The organism is Blautia marasmi, assembly GCF_900258535.1.
Taxonomy (GTDB): Bacteria; Bacillota; Clostridia; order Lachnospirales; family Lachnospiraceae; genus Blautia; species Blautia hominis.
The window spans coordinates 4,750,364-4,766,501 of sequence record NZ_OIWX01000001.1; the positions used below are offsets into that span (position 1 = coordinate 4,750,364).

Annotated in this window: 11 protein-coding genes; 10 read left to right on the forward strand and 1 reads right to left on the reverse strand. The window is 49.8% G+C overall.

The window, feature by feature from the left end; translation table 11 throughout:
* Positions 1-8 precede the first annotated feature (8 nt).
* The 4 genes from C6P39_RS20765 (at position 9) to C6P39_RS20780 (ending at position 7,276) form a co-directional block, all read left to right on the forward strand.
* Positions 9-983: an ABC transporter ATP-binding protein gene (locus C6P39_RS20765; protein WP_095175246.1), complete on the forward strand. Its 975-nt coding sequence runs from the start codon at positions 9-11 to the stop codon at positions 981-983.
* A gap of 1 nt (position 984) precedes the next feature.
* Positions 985-1,968, forward strand: coding sequence for an ABC transporter ATP-binding protein (locus tag C6P39_RS20770; protein WP_095175247.1), 984 nt, complete (start codon positions 985-987; stop codon positions 1,966-1,968).
* Between the two features lie 693 nt (positions 1,969-2,661).
* Positions 2,662-6,672, forward strand: coding sequence for an efflux RND transporter permease subunit (locus C6P39_RS20775; RefSeq protein WP_104805051.1), 4,011 nt, complete (start codon positions 2,662-2,664; stop codon positions 6,670-6,672).
* On the forward strand, positions 6,653-7,276 hold the full coding sequence (locus C6P39_RS20780; protein WP_095175249.1) for a TetR/AcrR family transcriptional regulator: 624 nt from the start codon (positions 6,653-6,655) through the stop codon (positions 7,274-7,276). The genes C6P39_RS20775 and C6P39_RS20780 overlap by 20 nt, the downstream gene beginning before the upstream one ends.
* A gap of 201 nt (positions 7,277-7,477) precedes the next feature.
* Here the strand turns inward: C6P39_RS20780 and C6P39_RS20785 are convergent, their stop codons facing one another.
* Positions 7,478-8,704, reverse strand: coding sequence for a 6-phosphofructokinase (locus C6P39_RS20785; RefSeq protein ID WP_207657144.1), 1,227 nt, complete (start codon positions 8,702-8,704; stop codon positions 7,478-7,480).
* A gap of 689 nt (positions 8,705-9,393) precedes the next feature.
* Here C6P39_RS20785 and C6P39_RS20790 point away from each other — a divergent pair.
* From C6P39_RS20790 to fba, 6 genes are all read left to right on the forward strand, one after another.
* Positions 9,394-10,854, forward strand: coding sequence for an aminotransferase class I/II-fold pyridoxal phosphate-dependent enzyme (locus C6P39_RS20790; RefSeq protein WP_104805053.1), 1,461 nt, complete (start codon positions 9,394-9,396; stop codon positions 10,852-10,854).
* Positions 10,854-11,705, forward strand: a complete 852-nt coding sequence (speE, locus tag C6P39_RS20795; RefSeq protein WP_095175387.1) for a polyamine aminopropyltransferase — start codon at positions 10,854-10,856, stop codon at positions 11,703-11,705. The genes C6P39_RS20790 and speE overlap by 1 nt, the downstream gene beginning before the upstream one ends.
* Positions 11,695-12,552, forward strand: a complete 858-nt coding sequence (gene speB, locus C6P39_RS20800) for an agmatinase (RefSeq protein WP_104805054.1) — start codon at positions 11,695-11,697, stop codon at positions 12,550-12,552. The genes speE and speB overlap by 11 nt, the downstream gene beginning before the upstream one ends.
* Before the next feature lie 75 nt (positions 12,553-12,627).
* Positions 12,628-13,830: a saccharopine dehydrogenase family protein gene (locus C6P39_RS20805; RefSeq protein ID WP_104805055.1), complete on the forward strand. Its 1,203-nt coding sequence runs from the start codon at positions 12,628-12,630 to the stop codon at positions 13,828-13,830.
* A 4-nt stretch (positions 13,831-13,834) separates the two neighbouring features.
* Positions 13,835-14,959 (forward strand): carboxynorspermidine decarboxylase, encoded by a 1,125-nt coding sequence (gene nspC, locus C6P39_RS20810; RefSeq protein ID WP_095175254.1) that lies wholly within the window; start codon positions 13,835-13,837, stop codon positions 14,957-14,959.
* A 170-nt stretch (positions 14,960-15,129) separates the two neighbouring features.
* Positions 15,130-15,999 (forward strand): class II fructose-1,6-bisphosphate aldolase, encoded by an 870-nt coding sequence (gene fba, locus C6P39_RS20815; RefSeq protein WP_095175255.1) that lies wholly within the window; start codon positions 15,130-15,132, stop codon positions 15,997-15,999.
* Positions 16,000-16,138: the final 139 nt, after the last annotated feature.

Genomic DNA, 16,138 nt, shown 5'->3' on the forward strand with positions numbered 1-16,138 from the left:
ACCGTATCATGTTATTGGAAGTAAACGATCTGGAGACAGAATTTAAAGTAAAAAGAGGTACGGTCAAGGCGGTAAACGGTGTCAGCTTTGCAGTGGACAAAGGAGAGATCCTGGCGGTGGTGGGAGAATCCGGTTCCGGAAAAAGTGTTACCTCCCTCTCTGTCATGGGATTGATCCGTGACCCAGGCCGGGTGGCAGGAGGGGAAATCCTGTTCAACGGCGAAAATCTGTTAAAGAAAAACACAAAAGAGATGCAGGCTGTCCGCGGAGATAAGATCTCAATGATCTTCCAGGAGCCAATGACCTCTCTAAATCCGGTGTACAGGATCAAGGACCAGATTATGGAGACCATTCTGACCCACACCACTATGAGCAAGAAGGAGGCTCTTGACAGAGCCATTCAAATGCTGGACCTGGTAGGTATTCCTGCTCCGGAGCAGCGTGTGAACGACTATCCGCATCAGATGTCCGGCGGTATGCGTCAGCGTGTGATGATTGCCATGGCTCTGGCCTGTGATCCCGAGCTTCTGATCGCAGATGAGCCTACCACTGCCCTTGACGTTACCATCCAGGCACAGATCCTGGATCTGATCAACCGTCTGAGAGAAAAACTGGGTATGGCAGTGCTCCTCATCACCCATGACCTGGGGGTTGTGGCTGAGACTGCGGACAAAGTGGTGGTCATGTACTGCGGACGCGTGGTGGAGCAGGCTACTGTGGAACAGCTTTTCACAAAACCCCTGCATCCTTACACACAGGGACTTTTGGACTCCATCCCGAAAATGGATGAAGACAGGGAACGCCTGTACATGATCAAAGGTATTGTACCGGACCCCATACATCTGCCGAAGGGATGTTCCTTTGCGGACCGCTGTGACAAATGTATGGATAAGTGCAGGGAACATATGCCCAAACTGGCTGAGACAGAGGATGGAAGAAAAGTTAGATGCTTCCTGGTAAGCGATGAAGTGGAGGGTGCGTAAGATGAGTGAAGAGAAGAGAGAAGTGCTTTTGGAGGCCAGACACCTGAAAAAGTATTTCGATGTGGAGACAAATTTCTTCGGAAAACCCACCGCTGTCCTGAAAGCTGTGGATGATGTTTCTTTTAAAATATATAAAGGCGAAGCTCTGGGCCTGGTTGGAGAGTCCGGCTGCGGTAAATCCACGATCGGCAAAATGCTGGTGGATCTGTACAAGCCCACTTCAGGCGAAATCATATACAATGGAACCGATATATCCAAGCTCTCCACAAAAGAGAGAAGAAAATACTGCAAGGACATCCAACTGATCTTCCAGGATCCCTATGCATCCCTGAACCCGCGTATGACGGTGGGCGACATTATCGCTGAACCCATCCGTATCAACAAGCTCATGCCGGATAACCAGGTGGAGGACAGGGTTACCTATTTGATGAACTGCGTAGGCCTTGCAAATCATCAGAGAAACCGGTATCCTCATGAGTTTTCAGGCGGGCAGAGACAGAGGGTGGGAATTGCCAGGGCGCTGGCTGTGCAGCCCAAGCTGATCGTCTGCGATGAGCCGGTATCCGCACTGGATGTCTCCATTCAGGCCCAGGTTCTGAACCTGCTGGATGATCTGAAGGACGAATTTGGACTTACCTACCTGTTTATTGCCCATGGACTGAACGTGGTGAAACACATAAGTGACCGTGTGGGCGTAATGTATCTTGGTAAGCTGATGGAGGTGGCAGATAAGCGTGAGATCTATGATAATCCGCTGAATCCATACACACAGGCCCTCCTTTCCGCGATTCCATCCACGGATATCACGAAGAAAAAAGAGAGGATCATTCTCACGGGGGATGTGCCAACGCCTATTAACCCTCCGGCAGGCTGCCGTTTCTGCTCCCGCTGTTTTAAGAAAACAGAGGGCTGTGATACGGTGATGCCTGAATTAAAGGATATTGGAAACGGGCATATGGCTGCCTGTCATCTCTATGATCAATAAATCGGCAACTGTTTTGTATGTGCACAGTTATAAGATCCTTCCTGTAACTATTCAGTAGGTCTGCGCATTCACTGCGCTGACCGTAAGAAAGCATTCCGCAGCCAAGCAAAAATCCCATCGCCAAAGGCGATTCTGCATGGATCTTTGCCTGTAACTGTGAGGGTACTGAACAGTTACTCCTTCCTATAAAATACAAACACAGCCCCGGCAGTTCTATGCTGCCGGGGCTGTGTTTTGAATATATAAAAGGATTTTATCAGTTAGGCTTTTTCTTTTTTGAAACTGTGGTTTCTGTGCTCCATATACTTGTCAGTATTGTGCTTATAGACATTATACCATGATATAAAGATAAGTAAAGATAAAAATGGGCAAAATGACGAATATATATAGTTACTGTTCCGCTGTACCGGGAGGCGTTTTCATGCCGGAAGCATAAAAATCCCGAGGCAGCCAGCGCGATATGGAGCAGAATGCCCCATATCTGTGCATCGCGAAGCGTGTTGCCGGACACGGAGTGGACAGTAACTATATATACTTCAAGGTCTTTGGCAGCAGCGTAAACAGGAACCCACAGCAGCAAAGTTTATGCAACTTTAATAATTAGTCTTGTTGACACCATTCCTGTAAAGACATATAATCTTAACAACAGACTGACCGGTCAGTCGGTCGAGCAAAAATACAGGAGGACTTCAAATGTTATCGCGTTTTAGTGTGAAAAAGCCCTATACCGTCGTTGTGGCGGTAGTGCTGGTGATCCTATTGGGAGTGGTGTCTGTGACAAAAATGAACACAGATCTCCTGCCCAGTATGAATCTGCCTTATGCAATCGTAATGACTACCTATGTGGGCGCCAGCCCGGAATCGGTGGAGGAGACTGTTACAAAGCCTATTGAACAGAGTATGGCGACAGTCAGCAATATTAAGAATGTAAGTTCTGTCTCCAGAGAAAATGTATCTATGGTCATCCTTGAGTTTGAGGAGACCACCAATATGGATTCCGTGTCCCTGGAGATGCGGGAGAATCTGGACCAGATAAAGGGATATTGGGACGACTCGGTGAGTAATCCCATTATTATGAAACTGAACCCGGATATGCTTCCGGTCCTGGTTGCCGCCGTGGATGTGGATGATATGACGGCTGCGGAACTTACGGATTACATAGAAGATAATGTGCAGCCTAATATCGAGAGTATTGACGGTGTTGCCAGGGTTTCCCAGAGCGGCGGCGTTACTGAGAATATTGAGGTGAGGATCAACCAGGAGAAGCTGGATGCCATGAACCGGAAGGTACAGGATGCCATTAACGGCAAGTTCGCTGAGGAGGAAGAGAAGCTGGACGATGCCCAGGCTGAGATCGACTCCGGCAAAAGCGAACTGGATTCCGGCCAGAGTGAACTGGAATCCGGTCAGAACGAAGCGGCTTCCCAGATCGGTGAGGGAAGCGGACAGCTCTCCCAGGCACAGAGTGAACTGACAAAGAGCGCTGCTGAGGTGGATATGCAGCTCCAGAACCTGGAGAGTAAGCAGACAGAGCTGGACAGCCAGTCAAAACTTCTGCAGGCTACAGAGGAAGGCCTGAATCTCACAGTGGAAAAGCTGACAGAAGCAAAAAACAAGCTGCTGGAAGCCCAGGAGGGAATGCAGAAACTGGAGGAGGGAATTGCCACGATCCAGGGCCAGATCGAGGAGCTGGAGGAGCAGTTAAATGCCTTAACACCTGAGAAGCCTGACAATATGACAGATGAGGAATGGCAGCAGACCATCGCCCAGCTGACCGCAGCCAAAGAGGAGATGGAGGGCAAAAAGGCGGAGATGGAGCAGCAGCTTGCAGCTCTCAATGAACAGTTTGCCCAGCTTGACCCGATGGAAGTGGTGGATAAAGGGCTGGAAGCAGCCAATAGTGGCCTGCAGGAGATCGCAGGGGCAAAAGCGCAGCTGGCAGAGGGCCAGACCCAGTTAAATGCAGGGATACAGAAGCTGCAGGAGGCAAAGGCTCAGATCGAGGCAGGCCAGTCTCAGATGAGTGCAGCCCAGATCCAGCTTGAAACGCAGAAGATCATGGCCTCCATTCAGCTCAGTTCAGCTTCCTCCAAGATCGCCATGGGAACGGCTCAGCTGGAGGCAGCCCAGTCTCAGCTTGACTCCGGAAGAGACCAGCTGAATGAGGCAAAAGAGCAGGCGCAGGACAAAGCCGATCTGAATACGATCCTCACATCCGATATGGTGAAGGGAATCCTCACGGCAGAGAACTTTGCCATGCCGGCAGGGTATGTGACAGAGGACAATAAGGAGTATCTGATCCGGGTAGGGGATAAAGTGCAGGATGTGGACAGTCTGGGGGACTTGGTCCTTCTGGACCTGAAACTGGACGGTCTGGCATCTATCCGCCTGTCTGATGTGGCAGATATCAGTGTCACAGATGATTCTGCAGAGGTATATGCAAAGATCAACGGCAATCCCGGCATGATACTTTCCATAGAGAAACAGACCGGTTATTCCACAGGAGATGTGGCTGACAAGATCCTGGACCGTATGGAGGGATTGGAGAAGGAAAATGACGGCCTGCATTTTACAACACTGATGAATCAGGGTATCTATATTGATATGGTTGTAAATTCCGTGCTGCAGAATATGCTGTACGGAGGTATTCTGGCTATTCTGGTACTGTTTTTATTCCTGCGGGATATTAAGCCCACTTTTGTTATTGCCTGCTCGATCCCGATTAGTGTGGTGGCAGCTTTGGTGCTCATGTATTTCTCAGGCGTGACGCTGAACATCATTTCCCTCTCAGGTCTTGCCCTGGGTGTGGGTATGCTGGTGGATAACTCTATTGTTGTTATTGAGAATATATACCGTATGCGAAGCCAGGGGATACCGGCCAGAAAAGCCGCTGTGGAAGGAGCAAAACAGGTGGCGGGAGCCATTGTCTCCTCAACCCTGACAACCGTGTGCGTGTTTGCGCCCATTGTATTTACAGAGGGCATTACCCGTCAGCTTTTCGTGGATATGGGGCTGACGATTGGTTATTCCCTGGCGGCCAGCCTTGTGGTAGCGCTGACCCTGGTACCTATGATGTCCGCAGGACTTTTGAAGAGGGCTGAGGCGAAGCCATCCAAACTTTTGGATAAGGTGCAGGATTTTTATGGACGTATGATTCATAAGACCCTGAAACATAAAGCCTGGGTGCTTTTGGGAGCACTGGTTTTATTTTTGGGAAGTATGTACCTGTCAGTGAAAAAGGGGACGGAATTTTTCCCATCCATGGAGAGCACACAGGCAAGTCTTACTGTGACCACGGACAAGGGAACCCCTCTCAAGGATACCGCGGCAAAAGCGGATGAAATTATCGACAAGATCTCTGATATCGATGATATTGAGACCATCGGTGCCATGGCTGGCGGTTCTTCCATGTCTATGGGCGGAAGTTCCACCAATGAGGTCACTATGTATTTGGTGCTGAAGGAAGATAAAAAGCTGAACAATGAGCAGCTTGAAAAAGAGATCCTGAAAAGGACCAAGGGTGTGGATGGCTGTGAAGTGGCGGTTTCTACTTCCAATATGGATATGAGCGCACTGGGCGGCAGCGGCCTCCAGGTGGAGATCAAAGGAAAAGATTTGGAACAGCTCCAGGAGATCGCCACAGACCTGGCCGGTAAGATAGAGAAGGTAAAGGGTACACAAAATGTCTACGACGGCATGGAAGAGACCGATGCCCAGTATAAGGTGGTTGTGGATAAGTCAAAAGCTATGCGCTATGGCCTGACCGTGGCACAGGTGTTCCAGGAGATCAATAAGAAGATCGCAGAGGCCACAAGCGCTACAACGATCTCAACGGCAACGAAAGACTATGATGTGTATGTCAGAAGCGAGAAGGATGAATCCCTTACCAGGGAACAGCTTGCGGATATATCCATCCAGACTACCAACGCAGAAGGGGAGACGGAAGAGATAAAGGTTGGGGATATTGCCACCTTTGAGGACTCTGTAAGCCCCCAGGCTATCAACAGGGATAGCCAGTCACGTTATATGTCAGTGACTGCCGAGATCGCGTCCGGTTATAATATCGGGCTGGTAAGCCAGGATGTACAGAAGATCCTGGATAAATATAACGTACCCGAAGGGTATACGATTGAAATGAAGGGTGAAGATGAGAGTATCAACGAGGCTATGGGGCAGCTCCTTCAGATGCTGGCTCTGGCATTGGTATTTATGTACCTGATCATGGTGGCACAGTTCCAGTCCCTGCTGTCTCCGTTTATCATCATGTTCACCATTCCTCTGGCGTTTACAGGCGGATTTATGGGCCTGCTTGTGAGCAACAAGCCGGTCAGCATCGTGGCTATGGTGGGATTTGTCATGCTGTCAGGCATCATTGTAAACAATGGTATTGTGCTGGTGGATTACATCAACCAGCTCCGCAAGGATGGCATGGAAAAACGCGCGGCGATCGAAGAGGCAGGCCGTGCCCGTCTGCGCCCCATCGTCATGACAGCACTCACCACCATTCTGGGCCTTCTCACCATGGCTATGGGCATGGGAATGGGCGCGGATATGGTGCAGCCAATGGCGATCGTAACAATCGGAGGTTTGATCTATGGTACACTGCTGACACTCTTTGTCGTGCCGTGTATCTATGATATACTGAACCGCCGCCATTATAAAAAGGATGAGGAGAGATTAGTGGATGAAGGAGAAGCTCAGTGAGAAGGAACTGGCTCTTTTCCGGGCCGTCATTGAACTGATAGAGGAAGATGTGGACATTCACTCCATTAAGGTATCTGATATTACCAGCCGGGCCGGGATCGGCAAGGGTACCGCTTATGAGTACTTTTCCAGCAAGGAGGAGATGGTGGCGAAAGCCATCATCTGGTCCGGGGAGAAATTGTTTCAGAAAATTATGGATGTTCTCAGAAAAACAGAGAGCCTGAAAGAGCAGATCAAGGCAGTGCTTGATTTCATCGAGACAGAGATGAGCAGCAGCAGATGCAGCACACAGCTTATGCGCCTGCAGGGACAGGAATGTCAGATGAAAGAACACTTATACAGGGAATATGCAAAATTCGGCGGCCCTCAGAGTCAGGTGGAGAGTGTGCTCCGCATTCTGACGGAACAGGGGAAACGCGAGGGAACCATTCCGGCGGATATGCCGGAAACATTTGTGACTATGGTATTGATGGCAGGATTTATGAGCTATTTTGTATATCTGCTTCAGGGAATGGAGACAGAGGACGCCCCAAGAGATCAGACAAAAGAATTTCTACAGAGAAATATACTTCTGTCTTTTGGCAGCAGCCGGGAACAGAAGTAAAAAGGAGGGAATACCGCGTCAACGAGCGGTATTCCCTCCCTTTCTGAATAAAATGCCTTATTGTAACGATTCAGTACCCTCACAGTTACAGGCAAAAATCCATTCAGAATCGCGCCTTTGGCGATGGGATTTTTGCTTGGCCGTGGTACACTTTCTTACGGTCAGCGCAGTGAATGCGCAGACCTAAGGAATCGTTACGATTTATTTTCTATAGACAAACGCAGGCAGTCCGTCTGTACCCATGGGGATTTCAACGGTTCCCTGGATAAGCGGAAGCGCATAGATGACGAAATCATCACTGATATCCGAGCCGTCCCCGGTGATCCATTCCAAGGGAACGGTCTTTTCTTTGTTACAGATCTCGTTTACATCCTCCAGGCCAAGCGTGATCGCGTAGGGAAGGTTACAGGTCCTTTTGTAGGCTACCATTTTCCCTGTATATCCTCTGAGTGCTGCACGGACGCCGAATTCACCGGCCATGACAGCCTCTTTCTGGTCTGCAGCGGACATCATGGAGGCAGAACAGCGCTGGCTTACATTCAGCTCCACGGAGCGGGCCTTTACGCCCAGACGGTTTCTCACCAGGTTTTCCAGATATTTGCCGCATCCGGCCAGCATTTTGTGTCCAAAGGTATCTGTGCCTACATGGTTGTCGTATTCACAGATAAAAGTTCCCTTGTCATCGTGGATCCCCTCGGAAACGCACACTATGACATTGGGGTTTTTATCAAAGCATGCTTCCACTTTTTTGAGGAATGCCTCCTGGTCAAAGGCTGTCTCAGGCAGATAGATGAGCAGAGGGTTGTCCCCTTTATATTTTCTTGCCAGGGCGGAAGCGGCTGTGAGCCAGCCTGCATGCCGTCCCATGATTTCTATGATAGTAACTGATCTTTTCTCATATACATTGGCATCAATGACGATCTCACGCACAGTGGATGCCACATATCTGGCTGCGCTGCCAAAACCGGGGGTATGGTCAGTGAGGACCAGATCATTGTCCACGGTCTTGGGTTCTCCGATAAAGCGGATATCACTATTCACAGAGGCAGCATAGCGGGAGAGCTTGCTCACCGTGTCCATGGAGTCATTGCCTCCGATATAGAACACGTATCCGATCTGCAGTTCCTCAAACTTGGCAAACAGCTCCGGGTAGACCGGATCAGATAAATCCTCCGGCAGTTTATAGCGGCAGGAACCCAGGTAAGCACCCGGAGTCGTTTTCAGGCCTTCCAGTGTATTGCCCGGAAGCGCGTCTTCAAAGTCCAGAATCCTTCCTTCCAGAAATCCCTCAATCCCATTTACCATTCCGTAGACACGTCCGATAAATTCTTTTTGGCGTAAGCCCTCCGCTGCGACGCCGTACAGGCTGCTGTTGATGGCAGCGGTTGGGCCGCCGGATTGGCCGACGATCATATTTTTCATTTCCATAATCCTGTATTCACTGTATAATTGCAATCTTTGTTACGATTCAGCAGGTCTGCGCATTTAGCAGGCAAAACTCCCATTGCCGAAGGCAATCCTTCATGGGTTTTTGCAGGAATTTGTGAAGACACTGAACCGTTACCAATATTCCGGCAATTATACCCTCCTTTCCATATGAATCAGAAATTTTGCTACAAATATATCATACCATAGATATCCGGGAGTGAAAACAGAAATTTACAGGACAGAGATAAGTTTTTCTTGCTATTTTAGTAAAGCTGTGATAAAGTATGGCATGTATGGAAGACAGATAAAGGCGAAGATTTCCATGCAAATATTTCCGGCAATTTTATTGCCTTATTGATTGAGTTAGAAGCTCAAATTTTATAAGTTGGTTACTTTATAACTAGTGCGTATACAAAACGTCAAACTTGTGAAACGGTCAATAAGAGTATTAAAAGTATAAATATTTGCTATATAGACTCTAAACCATATCTGTTTTTGTGAAAAAGAATAAAAGCCATGTTTTACCCGGTGTGGGTCTTATTTGAGGGCCGGCGGAGACGGGGAACGGTGGATTTCTATAAGGATGAACAGAAGCAAGCAAAGGACTATGTATACGGTCCTGCTTGCTTTTTTTGTGTTGAGACAGAGCGCACCCGTATGCAGGCAGGAATCGGATAAGGAGGTCGAACATGTCAGAATTAAATCAGGAACGGGCGCCCATCTACGAGGCGCTGGAACGTTTCAGGAAAATGCGGGTCGTGCCCTTTGATGTTCCGGGACATAAGCACGGAAAAGGGAATCCGGAGCTGGTGGAGCTTCTGGGGGAGAAGTGTGTGGGGATTGATGTGAATTCCATGAAACCCCTGGATAATCTCTGCCATCCTGTTTCCGTCATCAAGGAGGCGGAGGAACTGGCGGCTGAGGCCTTCGGCGCAGCCCATGCGTTTCTCATGGTGGGAGGCACCACGTCCTCTGTACAGAGTATGGTCCTGTCCTGCTGCAAGCGGGGGGATAAGATCATCATGCCCAGGAATGTGCACAGAAGTGCCATCAATGCCCTGGTTCTCTGCGGGGCGCAGCCGGTATATGTGAATCCGGATGTGGACTGCAGGCTCGGAATTTCCCTGGGGATGCGGCTGGAACAGGTGGAGGCAGCCATTCGGAACAATCCCGACGCGGTGGCTGTGTTTGTCAATAACCCTACCTATTACGGAGTCTGTTCCGACTTGCGTTCCATAGTAAAACTGGCCCATGAACATGGGATGCTGGTGCTGGCCGACGAAGCACATGGGACACATTTTTATTTTGGAGACGGACTTCCCGTGTCCGCTATGGCAGCCGGAGCCGATATTGCGGCGGTGAGTATGCACAAGTCAGGGGGAAGCCTGACACAGAGTTCTTTTCTTCTGACAGGACCGGGGGTGAGTGAGGGGCACGTGCGGCAGATCATCAATCTGACCCAGACCACAAGCGGCTCCTATCTGCTTCTCTCCAGCCTTGATATTTCCAGAAGAAATCTGGCGCTGAGGGGAAAGCGGGAATTTGAGAAAGTGATTGGCCTTGCAGAATACGCCAGGGAGGAGATCAACAATATTGGGGGCTATTATGCTTTCTCCAAGGATTTGGTAAACGGGAACAGTATCTTTGCTTTTGACCGCACAAAGCTCTCTGTGCACACGCTGGAAATCGGACTGGCGGGGATTGAAGTCTATGATATTCTGCGGGATGAGTATGACATTCAGATTGAGTTCGGTGACATCGGCAATATTCTGGCCTATCTGTCCATCGGGGACCGCAGGCAGGAGGTGGAGCGGCTGGTGAGCGCCCTGGCGGAGGTGAAGCGGCGGTATAAAAAAGACCGGGCGGGAATGCTCTCCCAGGAATATATTGATCCCAAAGTGGTGGCAACGCCTCAGGAGGCTTTCTATGCGCCCAAGGAATCCCTGCCCCTGGAACAGACGGCGGGAAGAATCTGCAGTGAGTTTGTCATGTGTTATCCTCCGGGTATTCCGATCCTGGCGCCGGGGGAAGAGATCACAGAGGATATTTTGGATTACATAGTCTATGCAAAAGAAAAGGGATGTTCCATGACCGGACCTGAGGATGCGGGGATCAGACGGCTCAATGTACTGAAGGGAGGGACGGTATGATGGAAATGTGGTTTTCCGATGTGCACACACCAAATGTAAAATTATCCATCCGTGTGGATGAGCAGCTTTTTTCTGCCAACAGTGAACTGCAGCGTCTGGATGTGCTGAGTTCCAGGGAATTCGGGAAGATACTGGTTGTGGACGGGGATTTGGCCCTGACTGAGAAGGATGAATTTATTTATCACGAGATGATAAGCCATGTGCCCATGGCTGTCCATCCGAATGTGAAGCAGATCCTTGTTATCGGCGGCGGTGACGGCGGCGTTGTCCGGGAACTGGTAAAATACGAAGATGTGGAGCAGATTGATGTGGTGGAGGCAGACCCGCTTCTGGTGGAGGTGTGCCGGAAATATTTTCCCCAGATGGCCTGCAGCCTCAATGACAGAAGAGTCAGCATATACCATGAAGACGGACTGAAGTTTATCCGCAGCCGTTCCGATGCCTATGATCTGATCATCATTGACTCCCCCAATCCTTTCGGGGCAGCGGAAGGGCTGTTCACAAAAGAATTTTATGGGAACTGCTTCAACGCGCTTCATGAGGATGGGATCATGATCAATCAGCATGAGAGCCCTTTTTACGATGAGGAGGCCTTCTGGTGTCTGCGGATGCACAAGCGGATCGTGGAGTCTTTTCCCGTGAGCCGGATCTATCAGGCCCATATTCCTTCCTACCCTTCCGGGCACTGGCTCTTTGGCTTTGCATCAAAAAAATATCACCCGGTGGATGACCTGGACGGGGTCAGATGGAAGCTGCTTGGGATCCATACCAGATATTATCTGCCCAGGCTTCATGCTGGTGTCTTTGCGCTGCCGGCTTATGTGGAGGAGATGCTGAAAGATGTTGAGTAAAAATATTGTGAATTTTATTGGATGTGACGGGGAATATGAGGCGTCGCAGGTGGTTCTTTTCGGAGCACCTTTCGATTCCACCACCTCCTATCGTCCGGGGACCCGCTTTGGAAGCCAGGCCATCAGAAATGAATCCTACGGACTTGAGACTTACAGTCCTTACCAGAAAAAGGACCTGACGGACTATCCTATATTTGACAGCGGGGATTTAGAACTTCCCATTGGGGATACCGTGCGGGTGCTGGAGGAGATTGAAGGCCGGGCCGCAGTGATCTTAGAGGATGGGAAACTGCCTTTTATGATCGGAGGCGAACATCTGGTGACCCTGGGAAGCGTGCGGGCCGCGGTGAAGAAATATCCCGACCTCTGCCTGGTACATTTTGATGCCCATGCGGATCTGCGCAGGGATTATCTGGGGGTGAAGCTGTCCCATGCCTGTGTGTTGAGAAGATGCTGGGAGCTGGTGGGGGATGACCGTATCTTCCAGTTCGGTATCCGCTCCGGGGACCGGGAAGAATTTTTATGGGCAGAGGAGGGGCATGTGAATATGCACCCCTTTGATCTGGAGGGTGTTTCGGAAGTTGCTGCCGCACTTTCGGGTCGGCCGGTGTATTTTACACTGGACCTTGATGTGCTGGACCCGTCCGTGTTTCCCGGAACCGGGACCCCGGAGGCAGGAGGCGTATTTTTCCGGGAGCTGCTGCAGGCTGTTTTGTCGGTGTGCAGGGGGTGCAGGGTGATAGGCTGTGATGTGAATGAACTATGCCCGCCATTTGACCAGAGCGGCGTTTCCACTGCTGTGGCAGGGAAAATAGTGAGGGAAATGCTGCTTGCACTGCAGTATTAGAACATAAGAGGTAAGGATCAGCAGGTCTGCCCATTTACCGGGCGACCGCAAAAAAAGATACAGGAGGAAAATAATATGGGAAAAGTAATGGTGATCGGCTGCGGCGGCGTGGCAGGTGTGGCGATCCGTAAATGCTGTGCAAACAGCCAGGTATTTGAGGAGTTGTGTATAGCCAGCAGGACACTGTCAAAATGTGATGCCCTGAAGTCAGAGCTGGAGGGTACTACCGGGACAAAGATCACCACCGCACAGGTGGACGCAGGTAATGTGGAGGAACTGACTGCGCTGATCAAGAGGGAAAAACCTCAGGTGGTTTTAAATCTGGCCCTTCCATATCAGGATCTTGCAATTATGGAAGCCTGCCTGGCAGCGAAAACCCACTATGTGGACACTGCCAACTACGAGCCGGAGGATACCGCGAAATTTGAATACAAATGGCAGTGGGCCTACAGGGAAAAATTTGAAAAGGCAGGCATCACAGCACTGCTTGGCAGCGGATTTGATCCGGGTGTCACAGGTGTATATTCGGCGTATGCGCTGAAACACTATTTTGATGAGATCAATTACATTGATATTTTAGACTGCAACGGGGGAGACCATGGGTATCCCTTTGCTACGAATTTTAATCCGGAGATCAATATCCGGGAGGTTTCCGCAAAAGGCTCCTATTGGGAGGACGGACAATGGGTGGAGACAGAACCTATGGAGATCAAACGTGTATACAATTTCCCGGAAGTAGGGGAAAAGGATATGTATCTGCTCCACCACGAAGAGCTGGAATCCCTTGCCCTTAACATACCGGGGATCAAAAGGATCCGCTTTTTTATGACTTTCGGACAGAGCTATCTCACACATCTGAAATGTCTGGAGAATGTGGGGATGACATCCATTGAGCCTATCCTGTATGAGGGAAAGGAGATCGTGCCTGTGCAGTTTCTGAAGGCAGTGCTTCCCGACCCGGCATCTCTGGGGCCGAGAACGAAAGGCAAGACCAATATCGGCTGTATTTTTATTGGCAAAAAGGATGGGAAAGAGCAAAAATTGTATATTTATAATGTGTGTGACCATCAGGAGTGCTATAAGGAGACCGGTTCCCAAGCAGTATCTTATACAACCGGAGTGCCGGCCATGGTTGGCGCCATGATGCTTATGAACGGTACATGGAATAAGCCCGGTGTACATAATATCGAGGAGTTTGACCCGGATCCGTTTATGGATGCGCTGAACCAATGGGGACTTCCGTACCAAATTTCCCACGATCCATGTCTGGTGGAGTAGGCCTATGAGACGGAATGAACTGCCGACACCGTGCTATCTAATTTCCATACCGGCTTTGGAGAAAAACCTGCGCATCCTCAAAGGGGTTATGGACCGGACCGGATGCAGGATATTGCTGGCCCAGAAAGCGTTTTCCATGTATGCACTCTATCCGCTGCTGGGCAGATACTTAAGCGGAACTGCGGCCAGCGGGCTGTTTGAGGCGAAACTTGGGTGGCAGGAGATGGGGAAGGAAAACCATATCTATTCTCCTGCCTATAGGGAGGAAGAGTTTGATGAGATCCTCTCCTACTGCGGGCATATTGTTTTTAATTCTTTTGAACAGATAGAAAAGTACAGAGAGCGGGTGCTGGATGCGGGAAAAAGCATAGGGATACGGATCAATCCCCAGTGTTCCACCCAGGAGGGCCATGCGATCTATGATCCATGTGCTCCCGGCTCCCGTCTGGGCGTGACGAGAGAGCGGTTTGTGCCGGAACTTTTGGAGGGGGTGGAGGGGATACATTTCCATACTCTCTGTGAGCAGGATGCGGAGGATCTAAAAACAACGCTGGATGCAGTGGAGGACAAGTTCGGTGAGTTTTTGTACCGGATGAAATGGGTAAATTTCGGGGGCGGGCATCACATTACCAGGCCTGGATACAATATCCGGCTTTTGGAGGAGTGTATCTGTAAGATCCGGGAGAAATATCAGGTTACGGTTTATCTGGAACCGGGGGAAGCCGTGGCTTTAAATGCCGGTATACTTCTTACCAGGGTATTGGATACCTTTTCACAGGACGGCAATATTGCCATTCTCGATACTTCCGCTGCCTGTCACATGCCCGATGTACTGGAAATGCCCTACAGACCGCCTCTGGCCGGCAGCAAGGAGGAGGGGGAGTACCCGTACACATACCGCCTGGCAGGACCAACCTGTCTGGCAGGGGATGTGATCGGGACCTATTCCTTTGACCATCCCCTGGCTGCGGGAGAATACCTGGAGTTTGAAGATATGGCAATTTACACTATGGTAAAGAATAATACTTTCAACGGGATGTGTCTGCCTGCCATAGCAGTGGAGCGGGAAGATGGGTCTTGTGAAGTGATAAAAACCTTTGGGTATGAAGATTTCAGAATGCGTCTGTAGATGTAAAGCGGCGCTTCTGCCGCCTGCATTGGTAAATTTGCGTAAGAAAAGCTTGCCAGAAGGGGGAAATGTGTTATAATAATAACAAATCGTTCTTTCCTTATGAACAGGCCGTTGGTCTGTACAAGGATGGGAAAAGCGAGAATTTTCAATTAGTGGAGGTTAGATTTATGTTAGTATCAGCAGCAGAAATGCTTAAAAAAGCAAAAGCAGGACACTATGCAGTAGGACAGTTCAACATCAATAACCTGGAGTGGACAAAGGCAGCTCTGTTAACAGCAGAAGAGTGCAAATCCCCGATCATCCTGGGTGTATCTGAGGGCGCCGGAAAATATATGACCGGATTCAAAACCGTTGCAGACATGACAAAAGCTATGATAGAAGAGCTGAACATTACTGTTCCGGTAGCTCTGCATCTGGACCATGGTACTTATGACGGATGCTACAAATGCATCAAAGCAGGATTCTCATCTATCATGTTTGATGGTTCTCACTACCCGATCGAAGAGAACGTTGAGAAGACAAAAGAGTTAGCAGGTGTCTGCAAAGGCCTCGGCTTATCTCTGGAAGCTGAAGTCGGCTCCATCGGCGGCGAGGAAGACGGCGTTGTAGGAATGGGCGAATGCGCAGACCCGCAGGAATGCAAGATGATCGCTGACCTGGGTGTGGACATGCTGGCAGCAGGTATCGGAAATATCCATGGAAAATACCCGGAAAACTGGGCGGGCCTCCGCTTTGACGTTCTGGATGACATCCAGAAACTGACAGGTGAGATGCCCTTAGTTCTGCACGGCGGAACAGGTATCCCGGCTGATATGATTAAAAAAGCTATCGACCTGGGCGTATCCAAGATCAACGTAAACACAGAGTGCCAGCTGACTTTCGCTGCTGCTACACGTGAGTACATCGAAGCAGGAAAAGACAATCAGGGCAAAGGCTATGACCCGCGTAAATTATTAAAACCGGGCTTTGATGCTATCTGCGCTACCATCAAAGAGAAAATGGAACTGTTCGGTTCTGTTGGAAAAGCTTTCGAGTAATTCGTTACTGTACACTCTGTGTCCAGTAACACGCTTCGCGATGCACAGATATGGAGCATTCTGCCCCATATCGCGCTGGCTGCCTCGGGATTTTCATGCTTTCGGCATGAAAACGCCTCCCGGTACAGTGGCCTGTGTA